This is a genomic window from Sphingobium sp. B12D2B, assembly GCF_025961775.1.
GTDB lineage: Bacteria > Pseudomonadota > Alphaproteobacteria > Sphingomonadales > Sphingomonadaceae > Sphingobium.
In genome coordinates this window covers 2,903,874-2,927,778 of sequence record NZ_JAOQOH010000001.1, presented here as the reverse complement: position 1 = coordinate 2,927,778, position 23,905 = coordinate 2,903,874, and the positions used below count along the sequence as shown (strand labels likewise).

General features: G+C 64.6%; 23 protein-coding genes. 14 read left to right on the top strand and 9 right to left on the bottom strand.

Going from position 1 to position 23,905, the window contains the following annotated elements; all coding sequences use genetic code 11:
- Window positions 1–215: 215 nt before the first annotated feature.
- The gene (locus M2335_RS13860) at window positions 216–614 is read left to right on the top strand and encodes a VOC family protein (protein ID WP_181560230.1); all 399 of its coding nucleotides are present in this window, start codon (window positions 216–218) and stop codon (window positions 612–614) included.
- A 917-nt stretch (window positions 615–1,531) separates the two neighbouring features.
- Window positions 1,532–2,608 (top strand): ABC transporter substrate-binding protein, encoded by a 1,077-nt coding sequence (locus M2335_RS13855; RefSeq protein ID WP_264595058.1) that lies wholly within the window; start codon window positions 1,532–1,534, stop codon window positions 2,606–2,608.
- 20 nt (window positions 2,609–2,628) lie between these two features.
- Here M2335_RS13855 and M2335_RS13850 read toward each other — a convergent pair whose 3' ends face one another.
- The 3 genes from M2335_RS13850 to gmk all read right to left on the bottom strand — a co-directional run bounded on the left by M2335_RS13850 (window position 2,629) and on the right by gmk (window position 5,749).
- Entirely contained in the window at window positions 2,629–3,078 is a 450-nt protein-coding gene (locus M2335_RS13850; protein ID WP_264577533.1) for a YaiI/YqxD family protein, read from the bottom strand.
- Complete coding sequence (locus M2335_RS13845; protein WP_264595057.1) at window positions 3,078–4,877, bottom strand: DEAD/DEAH box helicase; 1,800 nt, start codon at window positions 4,875–4,877, stop codon at window positions 3,078–3,080. Before M2335_RS13845 ends, M2335_RS13850 begins: the two co-directional genes overlap by 1 nt.
- 191 nt (window positions 4,878–5,068) lie before the next feature.
- Window positions 5,069–5,749, bottom strand: a complete 681-nt coding sequence (gene gmk, locus M2335_RS13840) for a guanylate kinase (RefSeq protein ID WP_264595056.1) — start codon at window positions 5,747–5,749, stop codon at window positions 5,069–5,071.
- A gap of 397 nt (window positions 5,750–6,146) precedes the next feature.
- Between gmk and M2335_RS13835 the strand changes: the two genes are divergently transcribed.
- Together M2335_RS13835 and M2335_RS13830 are read left to right on the top strand one after the other, a co-directional pair.
- Window positions 6,147–6,350 (top strand): Flp family type IVb pilin, encoded by a 204-nt coding sequence (locus M2335_RS13835; RefSeq protein WP_264578257.1) that lies wholly within the window; start codon window positions 6,147–6,149, stop codon window positions 6,348–6,350.
- Window positions 6,351–6,462: 112 nt separating this feature from the next.
- A complete protein-coding gene (locus tag M2335_RS13830) occupies window positions 6,463–6,651 on the top strand; it encodes a flagellar FlbD family protein (RefSeq protein WP_181558812.1) in 189 nt (62 codons plus the stop codon).
- 20 nt (window positions 6,652–6,671) lie between these two features.
- On the opposite strand, the gene M2335_RS13825 is transcribed toward M2335_RS13830, so the two are convergent.
- The 4 genes from M2335_RS13825 to lepA all read right to left on the bottom strand — a co-directional run bounded on the left by M2335_RS13825 (window position 6,672) and on the right by lepA (window position 9,555).
- The gene (locus M2335_RS13825; RefSeq protein ID WP_264572147.1) at window positions 6,672–6,998 is read right to left on the bottom strand and encodes a hypothetical protein; all 327 of its coding nucleotides are present in this window, start codon (window positions 6,996–6,998) and stop codon (window positions 6,672–6,674) included.
- Between the two features lie 190 nt (window positions 6,999–7,188).
- The gene (locus M2335_RS13820; protein WP_181558813.1) at window positions 7,189–7,383 is read right to left on the bottom strand and encodes a hypothetical protein; all 195 of its coding nucleotides are present in this window, start codon (window positions 7,381–7,383) and stop codon (window positions 7,189–7,191) included.
- A 40-nt stretch (window positions 7,384–7,423) separates the two neighbouring features.
- Window positions 7,424–7,738, bottom strand: coding sequence for an alkylphosphonate utilization protein (locus tag M2335_RS13815; protein WP_264595055.1), 315 nt, complete (start codon window positions 7,736–7,738; stop codon window positions 7,424–7,426).
- Complete coding sequence (gene lepA, locus M2335_RS13810) at window positions 7,735–9,555, bottom strand: translation elongation factor 4 (protein WP_264572150.1); 1,821 nt, start codon at window positions 9,553–9,555, stop codon at window positions 7,735–7,737. The genes M2335_RS13815 and lepA overlap by 4 nt, the downstream gene beginning before the upstream one ends.
- Before the next feature lie 211 nt (window positions 9,556–9,766).
- Between lepA and M2335_RS13805 the strand changes: the two genes are divergently transcribed.
- From M2335_RS13805 to M2335_RS13790, 4 genes are all read left to right on the top strand, one after another.
- Entirely contained in the window at window positions 9,767–10,528 is a 762-nt protein-coding gene (locus tag M2335_RS13805) for a CsgG/HfaB family protein (protein WP_264572151.1), read from the top strand.
- 167 nt (window positions 10,529–10,695) lie between these two features.
- Entirely contained in the window at window positions 10,696–11,994 is a 1,299-nt protein-coding gene (locus tag M2335_RS13800; protein WP_264595054.1) for an FAD-dependent oxidoreductase, read from the top strand.
- 437 nt (window positions 11,995–12,431) lie between these two features.
- Complete coding sequence (locus M2335_RS13795; RefSeq protein WP_264572153.1) at window positions 12,432–14,600, top strand: TonB-dependent receptor; 2,169 nt, start codon at window positions 12,432–12,434, stop codon at window positions 14,598–14,600.
- Between the two features lie 127 nt (window positions 14,601–14,727).
- A complete protein-coding gene (locus M2335_RS13790) occupies window positions 14,728–15,330 on the top strand; it encodes a nuclear transport factor 2 family protein (RefSeq protein WP_264595053.1) in 603 nt (200 codons plus the stop codon).
- A gap of 43 nt (window positions 15,331–15,373) precedes the next feature.
- On the opposite strand, the gene M2335_RS13785 is transcribed toward M2335_RS13790, so the two are convergent.
- Together M2335_RS13785 and M2335_RS13780 are read right to left on the bottom strand one after the other, a co-directional pair.
- The gene (locus M2335_RS13785; RefSeq protein ID WP_264595052.1) at window positions 15,374–16,789 is read right to left on the bottom strand and encodes an AtzE family amidohydrolase; all 1,416 of its coding nucleotides are present in this window, start codon (window positions 16,787–16,789) and stop codon (window positions 15,374–15,376) included.
- The gene (locus M2335_RS13780; RefSeq protein ID WP_264572156.1) at window positions 16,786–16,998 is read right to left on the bottom strand and encodes a DUF4089 domain-containing protein; all 213 of its coding nucleotides are present in this window, start codon (window positions 16,996–16,998) and stop codon (window positions 16,786–16,788) included. Before M2335_RS13780 ends, M2335_RS13785 begins: the two co-directional genes overlap by 4 nt.
- A 231-nt stretch (window positions 16,999–17,229) precedes the next feature.
- On the opposite strand from M2335_RS13780, the gene M2335_RS13775 reads away from it, so the two are divergent.
- From M2335_RS13775 to M2335_RS13750, 6 genes are all read left to right on the top strand, one after another.
- Window positions 17,230–18,840 (top strand): CocE/NonD family hydrolase, encoded by a 1,611-nt coding sequence (locus M2335_RS13775; RefSeq protein WP_264595051.1) that lies wholly within the window; start codon window positions 17,230–17,232, stop codon window positions 18,838–18,840.
- A complete protein-coding gene (locus M2335_RS13770; protein ID WP_264595050.1) occupies window positions 18,837–20,132 on the top strand; it encodes a cytosine deaminase in 1,296 nt (431 codons plus the stop codon). The genes M2335_RS13775 and M2335_RS13770 overlap by 4 nt, the downstream gene beginning before the upstream one ends.
- Window positions 20,132–21,295 (top strand): acetylornithine deacetylase, encoded by a 1,164-nt coding sequence (gene argE / locus M2335_RS13765; protein WP_264595049.1) that lies wholly within the window; start codon window positions 20,132–20,134, stop codon window positions 21,293–21,295. Before M2335_RS13770 ends, argE begins: the two co-directional genes overlap by 1 nt.
- Before the next feature lie 180 nt (window positions 21,296–21,475).
- Entirely contained in the window at window positions 21,476–22,345 is an 870-nt protein-coding gene (locus M2335_RS13760) for a tetrahydrofolate dehydrogenase/cyclohydrolase catalytic domain-containing protein (protein ID WP_264595048.1), read from the top strand.
- Between the two features lie 104 nt (window positions 22,346–22,449).
- Window positions 22,450–23,157: a TetR family transcriptional regulator gene (locus M2335_RS13755; protein WP_264572161.1), complete on the top strand. Its 708-nt coding sequence runs from the start codon at window positions 22,450–22,452 to the stop codon at window positions 23,155–23,157.
- Between the two features lie 166 nt (window positions 23,158–23,323).
- Window positions 23,324–23,905 carry an NAD(P)H-dependent oxidoreductase gene (locus M2335_RS13750; RefSeq protein WP_264572162.1) on the top strand — a complete coding sequence of 194 codons (582 nt, stop codon included), beginning with the start codon at window positions 23,324–23,326 and terminating at the stop codon, window positions 23,903–23,905.

Genomic DNA, 23,905 nt, shown 5'->3' with positions numbered 1-23,905 from the left:
GAGTGAGTGTCCGTTTAGAAATGTGGGGCTCGCATACCTGAATGGCCGCTTTGTCTTGGGAAGCGGCCATTCGCTTGTTTGAACTAAGAGAGCGTTGCCGTGTCAAAGATCACTGCCGGCGAGGATGATCCGAGCGTGACCGAGCGTCCGTGTCTGCTATGGTCGGACCGCAGGGCTGCGCTCAATCACGACGTAGCTTAATACGGAGAAGAAGCATGCTTTTTCACACGATGGTGGGATCGAACGACATTGAGCGGGCAAAGCGCTTTTATGATACCGTACTTGGCACGCTGGGGGTTGGGGAAGCGACCGTTAACGTGGCCGACAGCGGCCATAAGCGCCTGATCTACAACAACGGGAATGGTACCAATTTCATTGTTACGCAGCCAATCAACGACGAACCTGCGACCGTCGCGAACGGCGGCACCGTTGCCTTTTCATGCAGTTCGCCAGAGCAGGTAAAACAGTTTCACGATGTCGCCGTTGCAAATGGCGCCACATCGATTGAGGCACCCCCCGGTCCCCGCAATACGGCGTCTCTGGGCACGATTGAACTCGCCTATTTCCGCGATCCAGATGGAAATAAGCTGTGCGGGATCCATTTCCCCCAGTGATCGACGTTTTCTTAGTCGGCTGCCCGCCTATGCTTTGGTTGGGCAGCTGAACTTTCTGGTAAAGGCTAGGTTTCGCTGACGCTATCGCCGCTGAGAGCGACGGCGACCCGGTTCCATTGTCTCTCTCGATCGGAAGAGAAGGAGACGAATAAACTGGCTGAGGAAATCGAGCTTAGAAGAGTGATCGTCGAGAGGCAGCTATGTCGTCGTGTCTGGACAGGCCGCTTGTAAACCCAACGGTCGGGTGCGTGCCATGACCGCTTTGGAGCGTTAACAAGAGGTCGGCGAACGAAAAGCTTGGCTTGGTGAGTCGGCATCAGCAGGGGGTGTGCCAATACACGCCGTGTCCCAGTTCCGACCAGCACCCTAAGAGCATCGTCAGGTCCTTCATGTCTAAAGCGAAACCATAGCCCCAGCCACCATCGAAAGATGGCGTTGTCGCGATATCCACCATCCCTGGGTAGACTGTGACCGAATAGGGCTTCAGCCTTGCGATTGCAGGTGGCCACTTATCTTGTGGGATGTCGACGGAACGCTCTGAAGCACGAAGCGGATAGGCCCCCATCAGATGTCGAGAATCGGCTGCGATTGATTTCAGTTGCGCCTGATCATGAGTCGGGTGCGGGAGTAAGCAATATACGGCCAGCGCGCCTAAGGCGATGATTGGGAGGATAATGCGTATGCACACTTTCACCCAGGCCTCCCCATCTCTGCCCGTCCACGCCAGATGCCCCCGAGTTTACGGATCCTTCAAATGCCCGCAACGGCGTCTCGTCTGTACTGACCACTCTTGTCCTGTAACCAGCAAACCCCAACCCCCGCCACCCCAGGCAAGGATCAATGCCGTTCCGGGCATTGTTGGCGGCCTTGCGGCTCGCTAGCCTCCTGCCGTCAAAAGCGATGTGAGGGAGAAGAGGATGTCGGCATTCAATCGGGCGATGAGCCATGGCCATGCGCGTCGGCGTGGGCGCGGCGTCCTGTTGGCCGGTATCTCACTTCTGCTTGCCGGCACCTCGGCTTGCACCCAGACGGATACGCCCGTGGCCTCGGCGTCGGCAACCTCTGCAACTGTGGCGCAGGCTGGCCCGATCCGCGCGTTCGGCAATCTCACCGTGTTCGAGTTCGCGCCGCTCTTCATCGCCGCTGAATCCTATTATCCCGCTCCCGTCACCATCGGACGCGGGAGCGTCGCCAATCTTGTCGGCGAGCCCGGTGCGACGCCAGATGACAGCAGCGCGCCGGCCGACATCGCGACCAATGCGGAGACGCAGGCGCTGCGCTATTCGCTGCGCAACCCGGACATGCGGATCGTCATGACCGTGACCGAAGGACTGTACCGCATCGTCGCGCGCAAGTCCGCCGGCATCAATTCGCTGGCTGACCTCAAGGGCAAGCGGATTGCGACCATTTCCGTCACTTCATCCGGATTCTTCACCCAGAAGATGCTGAAAACCGTCGGCCTTTCCAGCGACGATGTCACCATGGTCGGCATGAAGCTGCCGGACATGCCTCAGGCGCTGGCCGACCGGAAGGTCGATGCCGTGGCGATCTGGGAGCCGGAAGTCGAACGCGCCGCGCAGGCCATCGGCGATGATGCCATCGAGTTCAGCGGCAAGGGCGTCTATCGTGAGCTGTTCAATCTCAACACCACCGCCGGTGCGCTGGCCAATCCGGAGATGCGGCGGAACATCGTTGTGATGGTCCGCGCGATCATCGATGCCACGCAGGAGGTCCGCCGCGATCCCACACGGGCGCAGGAGCTGGTGGCGCAGAACAGCGGCTATCCGCTGGAGCTGGTCAAGCAGAGCTGGTCCCACCACAATTGGCTGGCGGACTGGACCGGCGACCTGCTGGACGTGCTCGAAGAAGAGGAAGCCTGGCTCGCCAAGCAGGACAAGCGCACGCCGCGCACCCGCGCGCAACTCGCGACGCTGATCGACACGAGCGTGCTGGAGGAAGCCAAGGCTCTGCCGCCGCTGCCCAAGCGGAAGTGACGTAACGCGGACCCTAGCCCTCAGCGCGACCGCTTCAGCCGCACGATCGTCTCATCCAGCGCCGAAAGAAAGCGTGAGCGGTCCGCCTTGCTGAATGGCGCGGGGCCGCCGATGATGTCGCCGCCGGCGCGCAGATCGGCCATGATGGCGCGGGTCGCGATGGCGCTGCCGATGGAGGCGGTGGTGAAGGGCTTGCCGGTCGGGGCGATCACGCTCGCGCCGGCTTTCAGGCAGCGATCGGCGAGCAAAATGTCCGCAGTGATGCAGATCGTCGTCGGGCCAGCCTGCTCGGCGATCCAGTCGTCGGCCGCGTCGAAGGCGTCGGACACGACCACCCGCTCGACCAGCGGATGATCGGGGATGCGGATGCGCTGGTTGCTGACGATCCTGACCGGCGTCTCATGCCGAAATGCCACCCGGTAGATTTCTTCCTTCACCGGGCAGGCATCGGCATCGACGAGGATCGCGATCATCTATCCTTGCCGGGCTTCTTGTGCGCGAAGGGCTTGGCGCCACCCTTCCACTTGTTCGGGCCCTTCTTCTTGCCGGCGCCATGCGGGCCGGGCTGGGCCTGATCCGGGCGGCCACCATGCGGCCCGCGCGCGGCGGGTGCGCGATAGGGCTTGGGCGCATGGACGGGGCGGGCATTGTCGCGGCGATTGCGGCGCGCTTCCTCGCGGGGCTTGCCGTCGGTCGGCTGGATGTCGACCTCGTCATCCTCGCTGGCGGTGCGGCGCACGGCATCGAGGAAGCGCGCAGCGACGCCGCCCGCGACCTCGAACAGCGTTTCCTGCGCCGCGATGCGGATCGCGCCGATCTCTGTGCGGCTGATATGGCCGCGCCGGCAGAGCAGCGGCAGAATCCAGCGCGGATCGGCATTCTGATTGCGGCCGACATTCAGGCGGAACCAGGCGCTCTGCTCGAAACCGGGGCGGGGGCCGCGCGGTTCGGCGGGCGCATCGCTGCCCAGCAGATCTTCAGGCTCGGGCAGGCGCGCGCGATAGGCATGGGCCAGCATCGCGGCGACATCTTCCGGGCTGCGCTCGGCCAGCAACTGGCGGCCCAGCTCATGATCTTGCTCGCTCAGTTCGACAGGGGTGCGCAGCGTTTCAAGCAGGCGCTGGGTATCGGCGCGGCGAATGTCGTCGGCGGAAGGCGGCGAAATCCAGTCCGCCTGGATGCGCGCGCCGCGCAGCATCGATTCCACCCGGCGGCGGCGTGGATAGGGCACGATGAGCACGGCGGTGCCCTTCTTGCCCGCGCGCCCGGTGCGACCGGAGCGGTGCTGCAGCGTCTCGGCATCGCGCGGAATCTCGACATGGACGACGAGACTCAGCGTCGGCAGGTCGATCCCGCGCGCGGCCACGTCGGTTGCGACGCACACGCGCGCGCGGCGGTCGCGCAAGGATTGCAGCGCCTGATTGCGCTCATTCTGGCTATGCTCGCCGGAGAGGGCAACCACCGCGAAGCCGCGCTCGACCAGCCCGGCATGGAGGTGGCGCACATTGTCGCGCGTGGCGCAGAACAGCATCGCCGTCTCAGCTTCGTGGAAGCGCAGCAGGTTCACCACGGCATGTTCGATGTCGGCCGGCGCCACAGCCATCGCCTGATAGCTGATGTCGCCATGGCCGCGCTCCTGCGTCACCGTCGAGATGCGCAGCGCGTCGCGCTGATAGCGCCGGGCCAGCGCCACGATGGGGGCCGGCATGGTCGCGGAGAAGAGCAGCGTGCGGCGCTCCTGCGGCGTGCCGTCGAGAATTTCTTCCAGATCCTCGCGGAAGCCCATGTCGAGCATCTCGTCGGCTTCGTCCAGCACCACCGCGCGCAGGGTGGAGAGGTTGAGGGCGCCGCGTTCCAGATGGTCGCGCAGGCGGCCGGGCGTGCCGACCACGATCTGCGCGCCATGCGAGAGCGCACGGCGCTCCTTGCTCGCATCCATGCCGCCGACGCAGGTGGCGATACGCGCGCCGGCCTTGCCATAGAGCCAGATCAGCTCGCGGCTGACCTGCAGCGCCAGTTCACGGGTCGGCGCGATGATCAGCGCCTGCGGCAGGCCGGGCGGCGCCATGCGCTCGCCATTTTCCAGCAGGTCTGTGGCAATGGCGAGGCCGAACGCCACGGTCTTTCCCGATCCGGTCTGCGCCGAGACGATAAGGTCGCGGCTATGCGCCTGCGCCTCCAGAACTTCGGCCTGAACGGGCGTGGGGTCGGCATAGCCGCGCTCGGCAAGGGCATTGGCGAGAAGAGGGGGGAGTGTGGAAAAGGGCATGTATCTCGCTAATCAAAAAAGAGTGGAGCGGTGGACCATCCTCGCCGCAAAGCCTGTTTCAAAGGCCTCATCTGCGCGCGTCATCCTGTTTGGTGGTCCGCCTTATGCGCCCCCCATACAGATATGGAGGGCATCTGGCTTGCAAAGTTTTGCGTGGCCGGGCCGATGGCCCCTGCGGGCCGGGCTGAGGGCTAGATTTCCTCGCGATCGAGCTTGCGGATGAAGCCGATGATACCGGTCTGCCGGTGGCGCTTGAGCCGTTCGGCCTGCAGGATCGTGAGCACCTTGGCGAAACAAGCTTCGGCATCGTCATTGACGAGCACATAATCATAGCCGTCCCAGTGCGCGATTTCGCTGTGCGCGCGCGCCATGCGCCGCTCGATCACGTCGTTGCTGTCCGTGCCGCGTCCGCGCAGCCGCGCTTCCAGCTCGATCATCGAGGGGGGCAGGATGAACACGCGGACCACGTCGCCGCCGGCCAGCTGGTGGAGCTGCTGGGCGCCCTGCCAGTCGATATCGAACAGCACGTCGTGCCCGGCTTCCAGCATCCCTTCCACCGGCGCGCGCGGCGTGCCGTAGCGATGATCGAACACATGCGCCCATTCGAGGAACTGATTGTCCGTCACCATGGAGCGGAACCGTTCCAGATCGACGAAATGATAGTCCTTGCCGTTGACTTCGCCGGGCCGCATCGGCCGGGTGGTGGCGGAGACGGACATGGTCAGGCCCGGATCATGCGCCAGCAGCTTGCGCGAGATGGTGGATTTGCCGGCACCGGACGGGGAGGACAGCACGAAAAGCATCCCCCGGCGCTTGAACGATGCGGGCTGGGCGAGCGGGTCGGCGGAAACGGGATCGGTCATGTCGGCCATGCTTGCTCCTGCCGTGAGTCTGTCGCCACGTCAATTGGCGGACTGAGACTTGGGCGGAGGAATCGCCTCTGCGCGGCCGGCGCGAACGGCTTTTTGCGCGGATCGGTGGTCTTCCAGCGGTGCCGTTAAGCGCCCGTAAAGCCAGTGGGTGCTATGGGTTATGTCATTGGAGGATGACATGATTATGCGGATTCTCCGCACCGAGCGCGGAGCAAAGGCTTTGGAACTTGGGCTGGTAACCAGCCTCACCGGTATCGCGGCATTGATTGCCGTGGCTTCACTCGGTTTGGGCTGACGGGCCTTCCGCCCTTTTAGTCCAATGTCATCTGGCGCCTTCTCTTTACCACCTCTCCACCATTTGCGGCGACGTTGAACCGACAAATGTGAGGAGTGCCCCATGCCGCGCCAGACATCACCTGCTGTTGACCGTGACCTGACGCCCTTTGCTCGGCTGCGCGCAAATGAGCGGGGCGCGACGGCAGTGGAATATGGGCTGATCGCGGCGCTGGTGTCGCTGGCCTGCGTCATGGCGTTCCTGTCGCTCGGCATCAATCTCTCCGAGCTTTTCTTCGGCATCAGCAACAGCCTGTCGGGCCGATAAGGCCGGGGGAGGCCGCAGCCTGCCAGATATTTTCCACCTTCGCGCGACGAGCAATTGCGTGGCGCGAGAATGCGCTTAGGCTGTCCCCAATCATAAGCAGGAGAGCGTGCCCATGTTCGTCAAGTTCACCAGCCCGGACCGCGCCCCCGTCGCCGTCAATGCCACGCAGATTTCGTTCATCTCCAATGTCGGCGAGGGCACGCGCATTCGCTTTGGCGAAGGCCGTAGCGTGACGGTCGTCGAGCCGCTCGATGAAGTGATCGACCGGCTGAACCGAACCAACCAGCTGCCCGAAAGCTAGGCCGCGAGCGCGCCGAGACTTCAGCTGCCCGCGTTGAGATTGATCGGGGGAGCAAGCGGATTGGTCTCATCCGGGTTGGCTTGGCTTACACCGGTACCGCTCGCTTCGCCCGATAATGCGGCCGCGATCATCGCTTCCCAAATCTCTTCATTGCCTGCGCTGGCCATTGCGGCGTCCGGCTCGCGCATCGTGCGGAGCACCGCGCGTGCGTCCTCAACGCAATCTTCCCATTCCAGGTCCACAGACCGGCTGGCGCTCGGCTCGGTGCCATCAGCATTCTCGCTCAGCCGCAGTCCGGCGAGCACGCGCGCAATGCGCTCTATCAGGGGCGTATGGGAAATGGGCATGGGGACATCCTCCAGCATGGTCTCGCACAGGGGCACGCGACCGCCGCGGACGCACCATGTCCACAACGGCGATGTGCCACTTCCATCTCGCTTGGGAGCTGGCCCTGATGAGACGCTTGTGCGCCCCGAAGGTTGCCGGACGCTCGCTCGGACGGGCGCCATTTGCTGCTAAGGGATTAGGGGCCGCGCCTTAACGCAGTTTCGCGATCGTCAGCCCGTCCGCCTTGGCGCGGTCCTTCACCGATTCCTCGCTGCGGGTGAGCGCTTTAGCGATGGCTTTCAGCGCCATGCCCTTCTTCGCCAGCGTGTGCAGCTTGTCGATCTCGGCGGCGGTCCACGGCTGGCGATGCCGCTCGAAGCGTCCGCCTGCGTCAGTCTTGGCCATCAGGCTGCACTCCTTTGCGATGGGCGGCCCGGTGCCGCGCTCACCGCTTCTTCACGAACTCGGCACGCAGCACCAGCCCCTTGATGCCCTCGTAGCGGCAGTCGATTTCCTGCGGGTCACCGGTGAGGCGGATCGACTTGATCAGCGTCCCGCGCTTGAGCGTCTGCCCCGCGCCCTTCACGGTCAGATCCTTGATCAGCGTGACCTGATCGCCATCGGCCAGCAGATTGCCGACCGCGTCGCGCACGTCCACCGCATCGGCCGCGCCCTGCTTGGTGGCCAGTTCGGAAGCCGGCAGCCACTCGCCGCTGGCTTCATCGAACACATAATCCTCGTCGCTAGTCTGCTCGCTCAACTGTCGTCCCCCATTTTGAGCGCGGCGATGAAGGCTTCCTGCGGAATTTGCACGGAGCCATATTCGCGCATCCGCGCCTTGCCCTTCTTCTGCTTCTCCAGCAGCTTCTTCTTGCGGGTGATGTCGCCGCCATAGCATTTGGCGGTCACGTCCTTGCGCATCGCGGCGATGGTTTCGCGCGCGATCACCTTGCCGCCGATCGCCGCCTGAATGGGGATCTTGAAGAGGTGGCGGGGGATGAGGTCCTTCAGCCGCTCGCACATATGGCGGCCGCGCTCCTCAGCCACGCCGCGATGGACGATCATGCTGAGCGCGTCGACCGGCTCGTTGTTGACGAGGATGCTCATCTTCACCAGATCGCCCTCGCGCAGGCCGATCTGCTCATAGTCGAAGCTGGCATAGCCCCGGCTGATCGACTTCAGCCGATCGTAGAAGTCGAACACCACTTCGTTGAGCGGCAGTTCGTAGCTCACCTGCGCGCGGCCGCCCACATAAGTGAGGCCGGTCTGGATGCCGCGCCGGTCCTGACAGAGCTTGAGGATGCTGCCCAGATATTCGTCCGGCGTGTAGATCGTCGCCTTGATCCACGGCTCGTCGATCTGTTCGATGCGGCTGGGGTCGGGATAGTCCGCCGGATTGTGCAGCAGAATCTCGCGCGCGTCCTCGGTCTTCGATTTGCGCAGCTGGATGCGATAGACCACCGACGGCGCGGTGGTGATGAGGTCGAGATCATATTCCCGCGTCAGCCGCTCCTGGATGATCTCGAGGTGCAGCAGGCCGAGGAACCCGGCGCGGAAGCCGAAGCCCAGCGCCGCGCTGCTCTCCATCTCGAAGGAGAAGCTGGCGTCATTGAGGCGCAGCTTGGCGATGCTCTCGCGCAGCTTCTCGAAGTCCGCCGCATCGACCGGGAAGAGCCCGCAGAACACCACCGGCTGCACTTCCTTGAAGCCGGGCAGGGGCGTGGTCGCGCCGTTCTTCACCGTGGTGATGGTGTCGCCCACGCGGGTCTGCGTGATCTCCTTGATCTGCGCGGTGATGAAGCCGATTTCGCCCGGGCCAAGCTCGGGCAGCGTCTCGATCTTGGGGCGGAAGCAGCCGACGCGGTCGACCAGATGCTCCGTGCCGCCGATCATGAACTTGATGTTCTGGCCCTTCTTGAGCACGCCATTGATGACGCGCACGAGGATGACGACGCCGAGATAGGGGTCGTACCAACTGTCGACCAGCATCGCTTCCAGCGGCTTGTCCCGGTCGCCACTGGGGGCGGGGATTTTCTTGACGATCGCTTCCAGAATCTCGTCAATGCCGATGCCGGCCTTGGCGGAGGCGAGCACCGCCTCGCTGGCGTCGATGCCGATCACATCCTCGATTTCCGCCTTCACCTTCTCGGGCTCGGCGGCGGGCAGATCGATCTTGTTGATGACCGGCACGATCTCATGGTCATGCTCGATGCTCTGGTACACATTGGCCAGCGTCTGCGCTTCCACGCCCTGCGCGGCATCCACGACCAGCAGCGCGCCTTCGCATGCGGCGAGGCTGCGCGAGACTTCATAGGCGAAGTCGACATGGCCCGGCGTGTCCATGAGGTTGAGCTCATAGGTCTTGCCGTCGCTCGCGGTGTAATCAAGGCGCACGGTCTGGGCCTTGATGGTGATGCCGCGTTCCTTCTCGATATCCATGTTATCGAGCACCTGCGCGGTCATCTCGCGATCCGAGAGTCCGCCGGTGCGCTGGATCAAGCGGTCGGCAAGGGTCGACTTGCCATGGTCGATATGCGCGATGATGGAAAAGTTACGGATGTGGGCGAGGTCAGTCATTGCGCGCCGATAGCAGGCGGAAGGGTTCCGGCAAAGCCTTCTGAAAGAGGGCCCGCCGCGACCATTTCATACAAGACATGAGGAGCGCCGCCTGTCATGCGCCGCCGCCGTGCAGTCGTTAACCTTGTGCCGGCATTTTGCTGTGATAAACAGCGGGCCTTGTGGTTCGGCAGGGGCGTCGACTGCATAATCCTTGTGGGTGAGGTAATACATGAAACTATCGATCAAACTGGCGCTGGCGCTGTCCGCGATCGGCCTGGTGGTGCAGCCGGCCATCGCGCAATCCTCGGGCCGCAAGGCGCAGGACAAGGGCACGCGCGACATCCCGCGTTGCACCAAGAATCTGGGCACCGTCGCCATCGTCGAGCCGGACACGCAGTGGTGGCGCGAGCTGAGCCTCGGCAGCCCCGAAGCGATCCTGCGCATCTTCATCCAGCAGTCCGGCTGCTTCACGCTCGTTAACCGCGGCCGCTCGATGCAGAACCGCGCGATGGAGCGCGCCCTGGCCGATCAGGGTGAACTGCAGGCCGGCAGCAACATCGGGCGCGGTCAGGTGAAGGCGGCGGACTATTTCCTCCAGCCGGACATCGTGACCTCCAACAAGAATAGCGGCGGCAACGCTCTGGGCGGCATGCTGGGCGGCTTCCTGGGCCGCAGCACGTTCGGCGCGCTGGCCGGCGGCATCAACATCAAGAAGAGCGAAGCCAATGTGACGCTCTCCATCGTGAACGCGCGCACCACGGTCGAGGAAGCGATGACCGAGGGCTATTCGCGCAAGTCGGATCTGAGCTTCGGTGCCGGCGGCGGCGCAGGCTGGTGGGGCGGTTTTGCCGGCGCGGCTGGCGGCGGCTACCAGAACACGGATATCGGCCAGGTCATCGTGCTGGCCTATCTGGATGCCTATACCAAGCTGGTGACCCAGCTCGGCGGTCTGCCCGCCAATGCCTCGGCAGCAGCGCCCGCTGCACGCTGAACGGCATCGGTAAATCGATCTGAAAGGGCGGGCCGAATGGTCCGCCCTTTTCGTTTGGGCGCGCCTATCGCTCCACGGGCGTCGCTCTCATGCGCACGGCCCTTGCCTCGCGCGCAGCCTCGGCTAGGCTGCCCCCCGCAAGACACATTTTCTGGAGAGGCCGTTCCATGCGTCATATCGCCATCATCGGGTCTGGCCCTGCCGGCTATTATACCGCGGAAGCCTGTCAGAAGCAGTTCGGCGAGGATGTGGCGATCGACATCATCGACCGGTTGCCCGTTCCCTTCGGCCTCGTCCGCACCGGTGTCGCGCCGGATCACCAGTCCATCAAGGCCGTATCCCGCCGCTATGAAGCCGTGGCCTTGACCGACACGGTGCGCTTCGTCGGCAATCTCGTCATCGGGCGCGATGTGTCCATCCCGGAGCTTCAGGGCCTTTACGATGCCGTGATCCTCGCCACCGGCGCGCCGTCGGATCGCCCGCTGGGCGTGCCGGGGGACGATCTGCCCGGCGTCATCGGCAGCGCCGCTTTCGTCGGCTGGTATAATGGCCATCCCGATCATGCCGATCTCGCACCGCGGATCGACGAGCGGGATGTGGTCATCATCGGCAATGGCAATGTCGCGCTGGATTGCGCCCGCATTCTCGCCAAGACCGCGCGCGAGCTTGAGGAGAGCGATGTCGTCGCTCATGCCTATGACATTCTCAAAAAGGCGCAGCCCCGCTCGATCACCATCTTGGGTCGGCGCGGCCCGGCGCAGATTGCGATGACGCCCAAGGAGCTGGGCGAACTCGGCCGGCTGGAGCGCGCCTCCGTCCATGTCGACCCCGCCGATCTCCCGCCGACCTCGGTCGATGAGGCGCTGGAGCCGGGACAGCGCAAGTCGCTGGCGCTGCTCCGCCAGTTCGCCGAGCCATCGCCCGAGAAGGTGGTCGCGATCCGGTTCGATTTCTTCGTCGTTTCCGAGCGGGTGGAAGGGGAGGGCCGCGTCGAGCGGCTGGTGCTGGAGCGAACCCGGCTCGATGCGCAGCAGCAGAGCATCGGCACCGGCGAGCGCGTGACCATGCCGGCCGATCTCATCATCAGCTGCATCGGCTATCGCACGCCGCCCATTCCCGACGTGCCTTATGACGAGGTGCGCGGCCGCTTCGCCAATGAGGAGGGCCGCATTCGCCCGGGCCTTTATTGCGTCGGCTGGGCGCGGCGCGGGCCGAGCGGCACCATCGGCACCAACAAGCCCGATGGCTTCCTGATCGCCGAAGCCATCGCCGCCGACCAGCCCGCCGCGGCCGGCAAGCAGGGCCGGGCTGGCCTGGACGCGCTGATCGCCGAGCGCGGGCTGGAGATCGTCACCTTCCGCGACTGGCAGAAGATCGACGAAGCCGAAATCGCCCAAGCCCGCTTGGGTGCCCCGCGCGAGAAGTTCGTGCGGATCGCCGATATGGTGAAGGCGGGGCGGGGGTAGGGGGCGCTCTCCGGCCGCCGCTTCTTTGATCCCACTAATTATACATGCCCGCACCGGTCTCACCGTTGCGGCGACTCGGCTCGCGCAGACGTCGCGCCACGGCACTTCGATTTGATCCTGCGGTCGCCGCCTGCTTTGGGTCGTGATCGTTCCGTTCTCGTGAAACCCCAATAAAACCGCCCTTTGAAGGTTGATCCACGCAGGCGCCGCACATTTGAGCCTCTGTCAAAAAATCGTCACGACCCTCTTTACATAAGTAAGCACGCTCTGCATACATACCAACGCCGAAGGGGGAGGGCTCAACAGGATAAACATCGCTCACGCTGCGCGTGGGCTCGAGGCGGTAACCGATGTGAGCTCTGGCCTGCGGGCATGACAGGTTTATCTGGAGGAAGCCCACAATGTTGTTTGCACGCAAGCCCGAGGCATCTTTGACGATGTCCCACAAAGCGTTTCTCGCCCTTCTTCTGGCTTCGACGAGCGCGCCGCTGATGGCTGCCGATGCCGCAGACACGGCCGAAGGTGGCGACATCATCGTCACCGCCCAGCATCGCGAGCAGCGCGTCACGGAAGTGCCGATCAGCCTCAGCGTCGTGTCCGGCGCGCAGGCCGCTGAATCGGGCGCGTCGAGCACGCTCGATCTCGCCCGCCTGGTGCCGGGCCTTTCTATCGGCCAGAACTCGGGCGACGGCGACTTCCCCTTCATCTCGCTGCGCGGCGTCGCCATGCGCGACTTTGCCGACACCAATGAGAGCCCGTCCGCCGTCTATGTGAACGAGTTCTACAAGGCGAACCTGATGGGCCTCGATTCCCAGATGTTCGACATCAGCCGCATCGAGGTGCTGCGCGGTCCGCAGGGCACGCTTTATGGCCGCAACGCGACCGGCGGCCTCATCCACTTCATTGCCGCGGCGCCGACCGAGCAGCTCGAAGGCCATGTGTCCGTCACCTTCGCCGAGCGCAATCGCGTTCAGGCCGAGGCTGCGATCAGCGGCCGGCTGTTCGGCAATCTGCTTGGCCGCGTCAGCGTCTTCCGTCACCGTTATGATGGCTACATCAAGAACAATTTCCCCGGCGGGGAAGACGGCAACGCGCTCAACGCCAGCGCCATTCGCGGCCAATTGTCGAACCAGTTCGCGGACAATCTGAGCGCCGAGCTGTTCGTGCAATATTACAAGAACGACAATGAAGCGGGCAACATGTTCACCCACATTGCCGTGACGCAAGACCCGGTGACGGGCCTCTCCACCCGCAATCCGGGCGGCGTCGACTCCTTCGGCTATGGCGACAGCAAGCCGCTGGAGACGAACACCAACTTTGACGCCTATATGCGCTCCGAGCAGTTCACCGCGATCGGCAAGATCAAGGCGGACCTCGGCTTTGCCGAGCTGACCTCGATCACCGGCTTTGAGAAGGGCAAGAAGGACGCGGCGTTCGACAGCGACTCCACGCCCGGCGCACGCTCGACCGAAGTCCACCCGCGCGCCGAGCAGTTCTCGCAGGAGCTGCGCCTGGCGGGCGTGAACGGGCCGCTCACCTGGGTCACCGGCCTCTATTATTTCGATTATAATGTGAACGGCTATCAGCGCCGCACCACCTCGGCCGCCGCCGGTCCGCGCCGTCCGGTTTATTATGATCTGGACAGCGAGAGCTGGGCGATCTTCGGCAATGTCGACTATGCGCTGACCTCGACCCTCACGGCGACGGGCGGGGTGCGCTACACCGAGGAAGACAAGGAATATGACCTCAACAACACGGACACCGGCCCGGTGTTCAACACCACCACGGTGGGCGATCTCGCCAAGCGCAACGATGACAGCACGAGCTTCACGGCGCGGCTGAGCTGGGCGCCGCAGCGCGGGCAGCTCTTCTATGCGGGTGTGGCGCGCTCGTTCAAGGCCGGCACCTTCAACGTCGGCTACACGTCGCTTCCGCTCTCGGCCATCTCGGTCCGCCCGGAACGGCTGACCAGTTACGAAGCCGGCGCCAAGTTCGCCACCTACGACAATCGCTACAGCATCAGCGGCGCGGTGTTCCATTACCAGTATAAGGACAGCCAGGCCTACCAGTTCGATGGCGTGTCGCTCTCCTCGACCACATTCAACCGCGATGCCGAGATCACCGGTGCCGAAGCCGAGTTCGCGGCAGAGCCGGTGCAGAATCTGCGCCTGCGTGGATCGCTGACCTATCTGGATGCCAAGCTGCTCGACGTGCAGCTGCCCGGCCTCGCCAATAACGGCCCGGTGGTCGATCGGCGGATGCCGCTGGCCCCCAAATGGTCGTGGAACCTGACGGCCAATTATCGCGTGCCGAACGTGCTTGGCGGCACGCTCGGTCTGCAGGGCGACATCGCCTATAAGGGCGTGCAGTATTTCGACGCCTTCAACAGTCCCAGCCAGCGTGAGGCAGCCTACGCCTTGTCAAACGTCCGCCTCTCCTGGACCGATGCAAGCGACTCGCTGACCCTCGCTGTCTTTGCCGAGAATGTGACGGACAAGCGCTATCGCACCGCCGCGTTCGACCTCGCATTCCTCGGCATGGCGACCGAAGTCTGGGGCCGTCCGCGCTGGATTGGCGGCAGCATTTCCTATCGCTTCGGCAGCTAGAGCCTCGGGTCGCATCCGATCGCTCAATCGCCGTGGTGTCAGTTCAAGCCGACACCACGGCGATTTACTTTTGGGGCAAGACGCCCGCACATGGGGCGGGCCAAAACACCGGCAAGGGAACCAAGGCATGAGGATCGTCCGAGCATCGCGCAGCCGCTGGGTCTGTATCGCGGCCGCCTGCGCGGTCCTGTCCCCGATGCCGGCCATGGCCGAGCAGACGGCTCCCGCCAAGCCCAGCGTCATCTACACCGGCAAGATGGAGGCGCGCGGCACGACGCGCGCGCAATATCAGCGCCTGATCCTCGATCTCGCCCATGTTTGGGCGGATTGCGATGCGGACCTCATGCGCCGCATTCTGACGGACGATGTCGATTTCTCCTATCCCGGCCGCCGCCTGATCGGCCGCGATGCCGCGCTCGCTGACCTCGAGGGCTTCTGCAAGGTCGCGACGGACCGCAGCATCTACTTCCCCGCCGACGCCTTCTATATCGATGTGCGCAATGGTCGCGTGGCGGCGGAAGTCCAGTTCCGCGTGACCCAGAATGGTGAGAAGCAGGTCGTCAACGACGTGTGGATCGCCACGGTGCGCAAGGGGCGCATCGCGATCATCAAGGAGTATCTGGATGGGCGCGTGCGCCTTCTCCAGGCCGAGGGCAAGCTCACTTATGGCGAGGACGCGCCGTTCCTCACACCCTGGCCGCCCCGGGTGGAGCAGCCGCCAACGCCTTGAAGATTAGCCCTGAGGCTCAGCCCCTGATACCCAGGCCTGAGCTTCAGGCGTTTTCCGACACCGGCGCGCAATGTGCCACGCTGGAGACGGCCACGCCGGCTGCTTCCAGCCGCGCGGCGATCTGGAAGATCTTGGCCTCGGCCCAGGGCGCGGCGATGATCTGGACGCCGACTGGCATGGGGCCGCTGGTCATCACTGGCGCGGTCAGCACGGGCAGGCCGATATAGCTGATCGGCTGGGTGTAGATGCCCACATGCGCGCGGGCGAGCATCTCCTTGCCGCCCAGATTGAGGGTCTGCTGGCCTAGCTTGAGCGCGGCACAGGGCGTGGCAGGGGCAAGCAGCACATCATAGTGCGCGAAGGCCCGGCGCGCCGCCTCGCGGAATCGGTAGCGGAAGCGCTGGGCCTGCACGACGAGGGTGGAAGGGAGCAGCGCGCCGGCGAACAGGCGATCGCGCGTCGCCGGATCGAACTGGTCCGGGCGCTGGCGCAGGGCATCGATGTGCAGATTGCCGCCCTCGGCCGCCGTGATGACGAAGGCCGCATAGCGCGCGATCTCGGCTTCATCGAGCTCGACATAGCGATCCGCATTCAGGGCGTCGGCAACCTTGTCCACGGCTTCCAGCGCGACATCCTCGGCATTGCCCCGGAACCAGCCGCCCAGAACGCCGACGCGAAACGCATCGGTGTCTTCTCCGAGGCGGTCCAGAACCGGCTCAGGCGCTGCCGTCGAGCAAACGGGATCGCGTGGATCCGGCCCTTGCAGCACGTCATAGGCCAGCGCGAGGTCGGCCACGCTGCGGGTCATCGGCCCGATATGATCGAGGCTGGACACGAACGGGAAGGTGCCCGCACGCGACAGGCGGCCATAGGTCGGCTTGAGCCCGAACAGGCCGCAGAAGGAGGCGGGCACGCGGATCGACCCGTTGGTGTCCGATCCCATGCCGATATGCGCAAGGCCCGCTGCGACCGCTGCCGCAGCGCCACCCGACGAGCCCCCGGCGAGCCGCCCGAGATCGTGGGGATTGCGGGTCGGGCCGAAGAAATCATTCTCGGTCGTGAAGCCGTAGGCGAATTCATCCATGTTGGTCGATGCGACGATGATCGCGCCGGCCTCGCGCAGCAGCCTTACGGCGGTCGCGTCTTCGCTGGCGGGCGGGGCCTCGCGGCGCATCTTGGCGCCGGCGAGCGTCACCTCGCCGGCAATGTCGAACAGGTTTTTCACGACGATCGGCACGCCCGCCATGGGGCCGCCGGGCTCGCCGCGCGCAATCGCGGCATCGAGCGCCGCTGCCGCAGCCAGGGCCGACTCGGAAAAGACAGCCGTGCAGCTGTTGATCAGCGGATCGAGCCGTTCGATGCGTGCCAGCATGTCGCGCACCACATCCGATGCGCTGAACGTCCCGGCATTCACCCCGCCGGCGATCTGCGCCGCGCCCATTGCTGCAAAATCGGTCATGGCCGGAACACCGGCGCGGCTTCCAGCGCGGGATCAAGCTCAAGGGCGAGCAACGGGGCACTCTGGACGAGGATGAGGTGAAGATTGTTAATGACGCCCTCGCGATATTCGGCCGGCACCGGCAAGCCGATGATTTCCGGCGCGGCCGCCACATAAACGGCCACTCCGTCCCGATCGCTGATCTGGTTTTGCTTTTGCGTATTCGTCATTTGATCCTTGTCCGGACGACCGGCGGGCTGAAATCTTTGGAAATCAGATGTTTCCTGGTGCCGGTCGGCGCCGGCAGAATCTTTTATGCATAATTTGCTCACTTAGGCAATTGTGCAGTTGCTGCATCGCGATTAGCCTTTGGGTTAAGACAGGCGCGGCGCTGCACCGCGCCGGACCGGAATGCTGGATCGAAAATGATGATGGACACGCGCCCCCCTGAACTCCTCTCCATGACGACGCGTGACGGCGTGCGGCTGGATGCGGACGTGTATCGGCCCGCGCCGGCGGGCGATCACCCCGTGCTGCTGATGCGCCAGCCCTATGGGCGGCGGATCGCGACGACGGTCTGCTTCGCGCATCCGGCCTGGTATGCGGCGCAGGGCTATATCGTCGTGATTCAGGACGTGCGGGGCCGAGGGACATCTGAGGGCGTGTTCGCACTGTTCGAGCAGGAGGCCGCGGACGGCGAGGATGCGATCAACTGGGCGGCGGGGCTGGCCGGATCGACCGGCGCGGTCGGCATGTACGGCTTCTCCTATCAGGGCGTGACCCAGCTCCTCGCTGCGGCGACGCTGCCGCCTGCGCTCCGGGCCATCGCCCCGACGATGGTTGGCTGGGATTTGCGGCAGGACTGGGCCTATGAGAACGATGCCTTCTGCCTCGCCGCCAATATTGGCTGGGCAGTGCAGCTTGCGGCGCAGAACGCCAAGCATGCCGGGGATGCCGACGCCTTTGCCGATCTGGCGCAGGCCGCACGGGCGCTGGCCTTGGGGCATGGCAATCATGCGCGGCCCGACATTCTGCATCGCCATGCCCGTCATGTGCCATTCTACCGCGACTGGCTCGACCGGGATTTTGCGGACCCCTATTGGGCGCGGATATCCCCGTCCGCCCATGCGGATCGCCTGACCCAGAGCGGGCCGCCGGCGCTGTTCGTGACCGGCTGGTACGACACCCATCTTCCCGGCACCGTGGCGGCCTATCGGGCCTATGAGCAAGCGGGACGTGCAGATGCCGCGCTGGTCGTGGGGCCGTGGACGCATTTCCCCTGGGGCCGGCGGCTTGGCGGCAAGGACTTTGGCGAGGCGGCCATCGGAGAGATCGACCAGTTGCAACGGGCGTGGTTCGACCAGCACCTCAAGGGGGAGGGGGAGGCGATTGCGCCCTCCCGCGCCGTGCGACTGTTCGACATGGGGCGCAAAGCCTGGCGGGATTTTCCGGCATGGCCCGGCGAGCAGCAATGCTGGCAGATCGGCAGCGGCGGTCGCGCGGCGCTGGACGAGCGCGACGGCGTTCTGGCGCCGGATTGCGAGACGCAGGCGCCGGCGGATTATCTGGTGCACGATCCCTGGCGCGCCGTGCCGACCACGGGCGGGGCCTTCGGCGCGGTGCCGGGACCGGTTGACCGCACCGATGTGGATGCCCGGCCCGATGTGCTCACCTACACCAGCCCGCCGATGGCGGCGCCCGTGACGCTGGCGGGCGAGACGGTCGCTGCGCTGGAGGTGGCAGCGGATTGCCCGAGTTTCGACCTGAGCTGCATCCTCACCATCGTTGATGAAGCCGGGCGCAGCCATCACCTGTCGGAAGGCTATGCCCATTTCGCGGTCGCATCCGACGGCTCTGCCACTGTGCGCTTGCGCCCGACATGCGCGACAATACCCGCCGGGGCTCTCCTGCGGCTGGCGGTTTCGGCGGCGTCTTTCCCCGCCTATCCCATCAATCCCGGAACCGGCACGCGACCGGTGGATGCCGGCGTGGAGGAAGCGGGCGTGATTACGCTGCGTCTGAACCTGGCCGAAAGCCGGCTGGTGTTGCCGGTGCTGGAGGAAGTGCCATGACGCCTCAGGATTTGCTTCCGCACGATCTCGCGTCGGGCGAGCCCTTCGTCCTGCGCGGCGTGCATGTGCCCGCCACCTTCACGGCTTTTGAGGGCGGCGCGGAGATCGTCACGGCGGACATCGGCATCGAGCAGGGACGGATCGCCTTTGTCGCGCCGTCGCTCGCCGAGACGCCCAGCGCCTGGCGCGACATCCGGCTGGATCGCATGATGGTCTGGCCCTGTTTCGTGGAAGCGCACACGCATCTCGACAGCACGCAGATCTGGACGCGCTCCCCCAATCCCGACGGGACGTTCGGCTCTGCGGCCAGCGCGATCATCGCCGACCGCGAAACCCACTGGACGGCGGATGACATGCGCCGGCGCATGGATTTCGGCCTGCGCTGTGCCTATGCCCATGGCGTACGCGCGATGCGCACCCACCTTGCATCCCAGAACGAGCAGATCGAGCAGCGCTGGGAGATTTTCTCTGAAGTGCGCGCAGCCTGGGCCGGGCGGATCGAGCTGCAGGCCGTGCCGCTGATTTCCACCGATGTGCTGGCGGACGATGTCTGGTTCGCGCGGGTGCTCGATGTCGTGCGCCGTCATGGCGGCGTGCTGGGCGGCTTCGCGCATGTCTCGCCGCTGGTCGATGCCAGCCTCGAACGACTGTTCGACGCGGCAGACAAATACGGCCTCGCGCTGGACTTCCACGCCGACGAGACGGACGACGCCACCTCGGACATCGTGCGCCGGGTCGCAACGCTTGCCGACCGGCGGGGCGGGGCGATGCAGGTGATGGTCGGCCATTGCTGCAGCCTCGCCGTGCAGGACGAGGCAGAGGTGGACCGCACGCTGGACCTGATGGCGCGCGCCGGGCTTTCCGTGGTCAGCCTGCCGGGCTGCAACCTCTATCTGCAGGCGCGGTCGCCGGGTCGCACGCCGCGTTGGCGCGGCGTCACCCTGCTGCACGAGATGGCCGCGCGCGACATTCCCATCTGCATCGGCGGCGACAATTGCCGCGACCCCTATAATCCCTATGGCGACTTCAATCCGCTCGAATCCTTTCAGGATGCGGTGCGGATCGCGCATCTCGATCATCCGGTGGGGGACTGGCCGCGCAGCGTCACCACCACGCCCGGCGCGCTGGTTTCGCAGGCGCAGGCGATTGTCGCCGGTGCGCCTGCCGATCTCGTTCTCTATCGCGCGAAGAGCTATAATGAGCTGTTCGTGCGCCATGGCGCGGGCCGTCTCGTCATGCGCGACGGCGTCTTCATCGATGCCCCCCTCCCTGACTTTAGCGAGCTGGACTGATGCTGGATCATGCGCTCTCGATTCTGGAAACGCTGGTCGCGTTCGACACGACGTCCAGCAAGTCCAATCGCGCCCTCATCGATTGGGTCGCCACCCGGCTCGCCGAGCGAAACATCCCCTATTGGCTGGTAGAGGATGCCGATGGCGGCAAGGCCAATCTGCTCGCGCGGATCGGGCCGGATGTGCCGGGCGGGATTGTCCTGAGCGGGCATAGCGATGTCGTGCCGGTCGATGGCCAGCCATGGACCAGCGATCCCTGGACGGTGACCCGCAGGGACGACCGGCTCTACGGGCGCGGCGTGGCGGACATGAAGGGCTTCATCGCGCTGGTGCTCGCGCTGATCGACACGCCGGCGGTGCAATCCCTGCAGCGCCCGCTGATCCTCGCGATCACCTATGATGAAGAGGTCGGCTGCCTTGGCGCGCCGCATCTGCTCGATCAAATGACGGCGTTCGTCCCGGCGCCAGCGCTGGCGATCATCGGTGAGCCGACCAGCATGAAGATATTGTCGGTCCACAAGGGCATGCGGGTGTTCGACGTGACGGTGACTGGGCGGGAAGCGCACAGCAGCCAGCGCGATCAGGGGGTCTCCGCGATTGCCGCCGCTGTCGAGCTGATGAGCCTGATCGGCCAGATGAATGCGCAGGCGGAGGAGGCGGTCCGGGCCGACGATCCATGCAGCCCGCCGGGTACGACGCTTTCGGTCGGCATCGTCAACGGCGGCACAGCGGCGAACATCCTCGCGCGCCAGTGCACCTTCCGCTGGGATCTGCGCTCGCCCAGCGAGGCCGAAGCCGACGGCTATGAAGCGCGCTTTCGGGCCGCGGCGCAGGCGCTGGATGCCCGCATTCGCGAGCGTGCGCCGGAGGGCGGGGTTGTGATCACCCAACTGGCCAGCGCGCCGCCGCTGGAGCTGGATCGGGACAGCGCCGCTGAATCCTTCGTGCGGTCGTTGACCGGCGATAATGGGCTGAGCGGCGCGGCCTTCGTTGCGGAAGCGGGGCTTTATCAGAAGATCGGCATCCCGGCGGTGCTGTGTGGGCCGGGCTCCATCCTCCAGGCCCACCAACCGGACGAGTGGATCGAGATCGACCAGCTGCGCGCCGGTGCGGACTTCTTGATGCGTTTGGCGGACCGCTTGTCGAACGAAACCAAAGGTTAACGAAACTGGCCCGGCTTATTTGCAAAACATGCTTACTTATGTAAGGGTTCTGGCCGTGCAGAGCCCTCTGCGCGTCCGGCGGTCGCATCGATCCAGCCGGAAGAAGCCGATGATGTGCAGGTGGATCGTGAGACGCCGAACCCTTAACCGCTCCGGGCCCGCGCCAAGGACCACCGCGCGATGACGCGGATTGTCGATGGCCACGCTGCTGCCCGGCGCCTGCTGGCGCAAACGGCGCAAGATTCGGCCCTTGCCCAAGCAAGCCTGGGTCGAGCCCCGCGTCTCGCGCTACTCATGATGGGGGAGGCGGCGCCTGCGCGTGCTTATGCCGCGCGCATCGAGGAGTTTGCCGGGCTGGCCGAGGTCGACACCATGATCGTCACCGGACCCGCCGATGGCTCATTGGCGCAGATGCAGGCGCTGGTGCGCCAGTTGAATGCCGATCAATCGGTCGATGGCATTCTGCCGCTCACACCCTTTCCGTCCGGCGTCGCGATGGCGGACATCGCTGCAATTCTCTCGAGCCAGAAGGACGTCGATGGCTTGACCCCGCTTAACGCCGGCCAGCTAGCGGCGGGGCTGGACGGCCTGTTCCCCTGCACGCCACAAGCCGCGGTGCTGCTCGCGGAGGAGGTGCTGGGCGATCTGCGCGGGCTCAATGCCACCGTGGTCGGCGCCTCGGCCAGCGTCGGGCGCCCGCTCTTGCAATTGCTGCTCCAGCGCGGCGTGACCGTGACGATCGCGCATATCGACACGCGCGATCTGGTGGCAGCCTGCCAGACGGCGGACCTGTTGTTCGCCGCGGCCGGCCGGGCGGGGCTGATCGGCGCGCGCCATGTGCGGGCAGGTGCCACGGTCATCGATATCGGCATCAATCTCGTGACGCAGGCAGATGGCAGCCGGCGCATTCTGGGCGATGTCGATCTTGCCGCCGTCGACGGGGTTGCAGCCGTGATCTCGGCCGTTCCCGATGGTGTCGGCCCGCTGACGACGGCATTCCTGCTGGCGAATACCGTGCTGGCAGCGCAAAGGCGGCACGCAGGGGCTTGAGGGCCACGCCGCGATAGGGTCAACAAGGGGCTGGCGTGGGCCGGGTCATATGAAGAGGATGGGACGTGGCGAGACAACCGAGCGTAAGAGGACCGAAAGCAGCGGTGCGGAAGACTGTCGGCGCGCGTGCCGCCAGGACGCAGGTCGCTGAACCGGCCGACGATGCGAAGGGTCTGCGTCGCACGCGGGATGCGGCTGGCACGCGCAAGAAGATTTTGGAAGCCGCCATCGAGGAGTTCGCCGAGCGCGGGCTGAGCGGCGCGCGCATCGATTCGATCGCACAGCGCTCCGGTGCCAACATGCGGATGATCTACCATTATTACGGCAATAAGGAGCAGCTTTACGTCTTCGTGCTCGACCATGTGTATGAGGACATCCGCAAGAAGGAAGCGGCGCTGAATCTCGCGAACCTCGAACCGTATGAGGCGATGATGAAGCTGTTCAACTTCACCTATTCGCACTTTGCGGCCAACCCGCATGTCATCTCATTGTGGACCGGGGAAAATCTGCAGCAGGGCGCCTATCTCTCCACCTCGATGCGCGCGCCGACGCTCAGTTCACCGCTGATGGACGCCATCAAGGAGACGCTCGCGCGGGGCGTGGAGCAGAAGGTGTTTCGCGAGGATATCGATCCGCTGCAACTCTATGTGTCGATGGTTGCGCTGTCCTATTTCCACCTGTCCAACGTCTACACGCTCTCGGCGATCTTCAGTGCCAACCTGCACAGCGAGCGCTGGAAATCGGAACGCCGGCGCCACGCCCAAGAGATGCTGAGCGCCTACCTCCTGTCCAGCGCCAAGCCGGATGCATGAGGACAACGCGGGAGACTCATTGGCGCTGCCGGCGTATTTCCGTCTTAGTGCCGGCGCATGTCTTGGTGGTCTGAACGGATAAGTTCTTGAATTATAACATTGAAAAATAGCAGGGCGGCCAAGCGGCGGTCTTGTCTTAGTAAGCAGTTTATGTATAACTATCGGCATGAAAGTTCATGTCATATATGCCTATCCGCTGAAGACGGGCCTCGCGGTCGACATTCACAACACGGTTGTCTCCAGCCTCATCGAGGCGGGGCACGAGGTCGATGATCTGGATCTCTATGCGGAGAATTTCGATCCGATCCTCAATGAGGAAGACCGGACGATCTATCATGACGTCACGATCAACCAGCGCCGCATCAAGCCCTATGTCGACCGGCTGCAGGCGGCCGATGCGGTGGTGCTCTGCCATCCAGTCTGGAATTTCGGCTGGCCGGCGATGCTCAAGGGGTATTTCGATCGGGTGTTCCTGCCCGATGTCTCGTTCAAGATGGTGGACGGCAAGCTGACGCCGGGCCTCGCCAACATCCGAAAGCTGACCAGCGTGACGACCTATGGCGTCGACCGGCTCCGGGCACTCTACTTGTTCGATCCGCCGCGCTCGAATGCCACGCGTTTCCTGCGCGTTGTGTGCAACAAGAAGGTGAAGGTGGATTACCTCGCCCTCTATGGGATCAATAACATGACGGAAGCGCGCGCGGCCAAGTTCCTGGCGAAGGTCCGCAAAGAAATGCTGGCTTTCTGA

Coding starts and splice junctions, on each gene's coding strand:
- M2335_RS13785 (WP_264595052.1), bottom strand. CDS start 16,789: ATGACCGATTTTGCAGCAATGGGCGCGGCGCAGATCGCCGGCGGGGTG.
- M2335_RS13750 (WP_264572162.1), top strand. CDS start 23,324: ATGAAAGTTCATGTCATATATGCCTATCCGCTGAAGACGGGCCTCGCG.
- M2335_RS13770 (WP_264595050.1), top strand. CDS start 18,837: ATGACGCCTCAGGATTTGCTTCCGCACGATCTCGCGTCGGGCGAGCCC.
- M2335_RS13830 (WP_181558812.1), top strand. CDS start 6,463: ATGTTCGTCAAGTTCACCAGCCCGGACCGCGCCCCCGTCGCCGTCAAT.
- M2335_RS13825 (WP_264572147.1), bottom strand. CDS start 6,998: ATGCCCATTTCCCATACGCCCCTGATAGAGCGCATTGCGCGCGTGCTC.
- M2335_RS13795 (WP_264572153.1), top strand. CDS start 12,432: ATGTCCCACAAAGCGTTTCTCGCCCTTCTTCTGGCTTCGACGAGCGCG.
- M2335_RS13760 (WP_264595048.1), top strand. CDS start 21,476: ATGACGCGGATTGTCGATGGCCACGCTGCTGCCCGGCGCCTGCTGGCG.
- M2335_RS13800 (WP_264595054.1), top strand. CDS start 10,696: ATGCGTCATATCGCCATCATCGGGTCTGGCCCTGCCGGCTATTATACC.
- M2335_RS13790 (WP_264595053.1), top strand. CDS start 14,728: ATGAGGATCGTCCGAGCATCGCGCAGCCGCTGGGTCTGTATCGCGGCC.
- M2335_RS13775 (WP_264595051.1), top strand. CDS start 17,230: ATGACGACGCGTGACGGCGTGCGGCTGGATGCGGACGTGTATCGGCCC.
- M2335_RS13820 (WP_181558813.1), bottom strand. CDS start 7,383: ATGGCCAAGACTGACGCAGGCGGACGCTTCGAGCGGCATCGCCAGCCG.
- M2335_RS13805 (WP_264572151.1), top strand. CDS start 9,767: ATGAAACTATCGATCAAACTGGCGCTGGCGCTGTCCGCGATCGGCCTG.
- M2335_RS13780 (WP_264572156.1), bottom strand. CDS start 16,998: ATGACGAATACGCAAAAGCAAAACCAGATCAGCGATCGGGACGGAGTG.
- lepA (WP_264572150.1), bottom strand. CDS start 9,555: ATGACTGACCTCGCCCACATCCGTAACTTTTCCATCATCGCGCATATC.
- M2335_RS13855 (WP_264595058.1), top strand. CDS start 1,532: ATGTCGGCATTCAATCGGGCGATGAGCCATGGCCATGCGCGTCGGCGT.
- M2335_RS13835 (WP_264578257.1), top strand. CDS start 6,147: ATGCCGCGCCAGACATCACCTGCTGTTGACCGTGACCTGACGCCCTTT.
- gmk (WP_264595056.1), bottom strand. CDS start 5,749: ATGGCCGACATGACCGATCCCGTTTCCGCCGACCCGCTCGCCCAGCCC.
- M2335_RS13845 (WP_264595057.1), bottom strand. CDS start 4,877: ATGCCCTTTTCCACACTCCCCCCTCTTCTCGCCAATGCCCTTGCCGAG.
- argE (WP_264595049.1), top strand. CDS start 20,132: ATGCTGGATCATGCGCTCTCGATTCTGGAAACGCTGGTCGCGTTCGAC.
- M2335_RS13860 (WP_181560230.1), top strand. CDS start 216: ATGCTTTTTCACACGATGGTGGGATCGAACGACATTGAGCGGGCAAAG.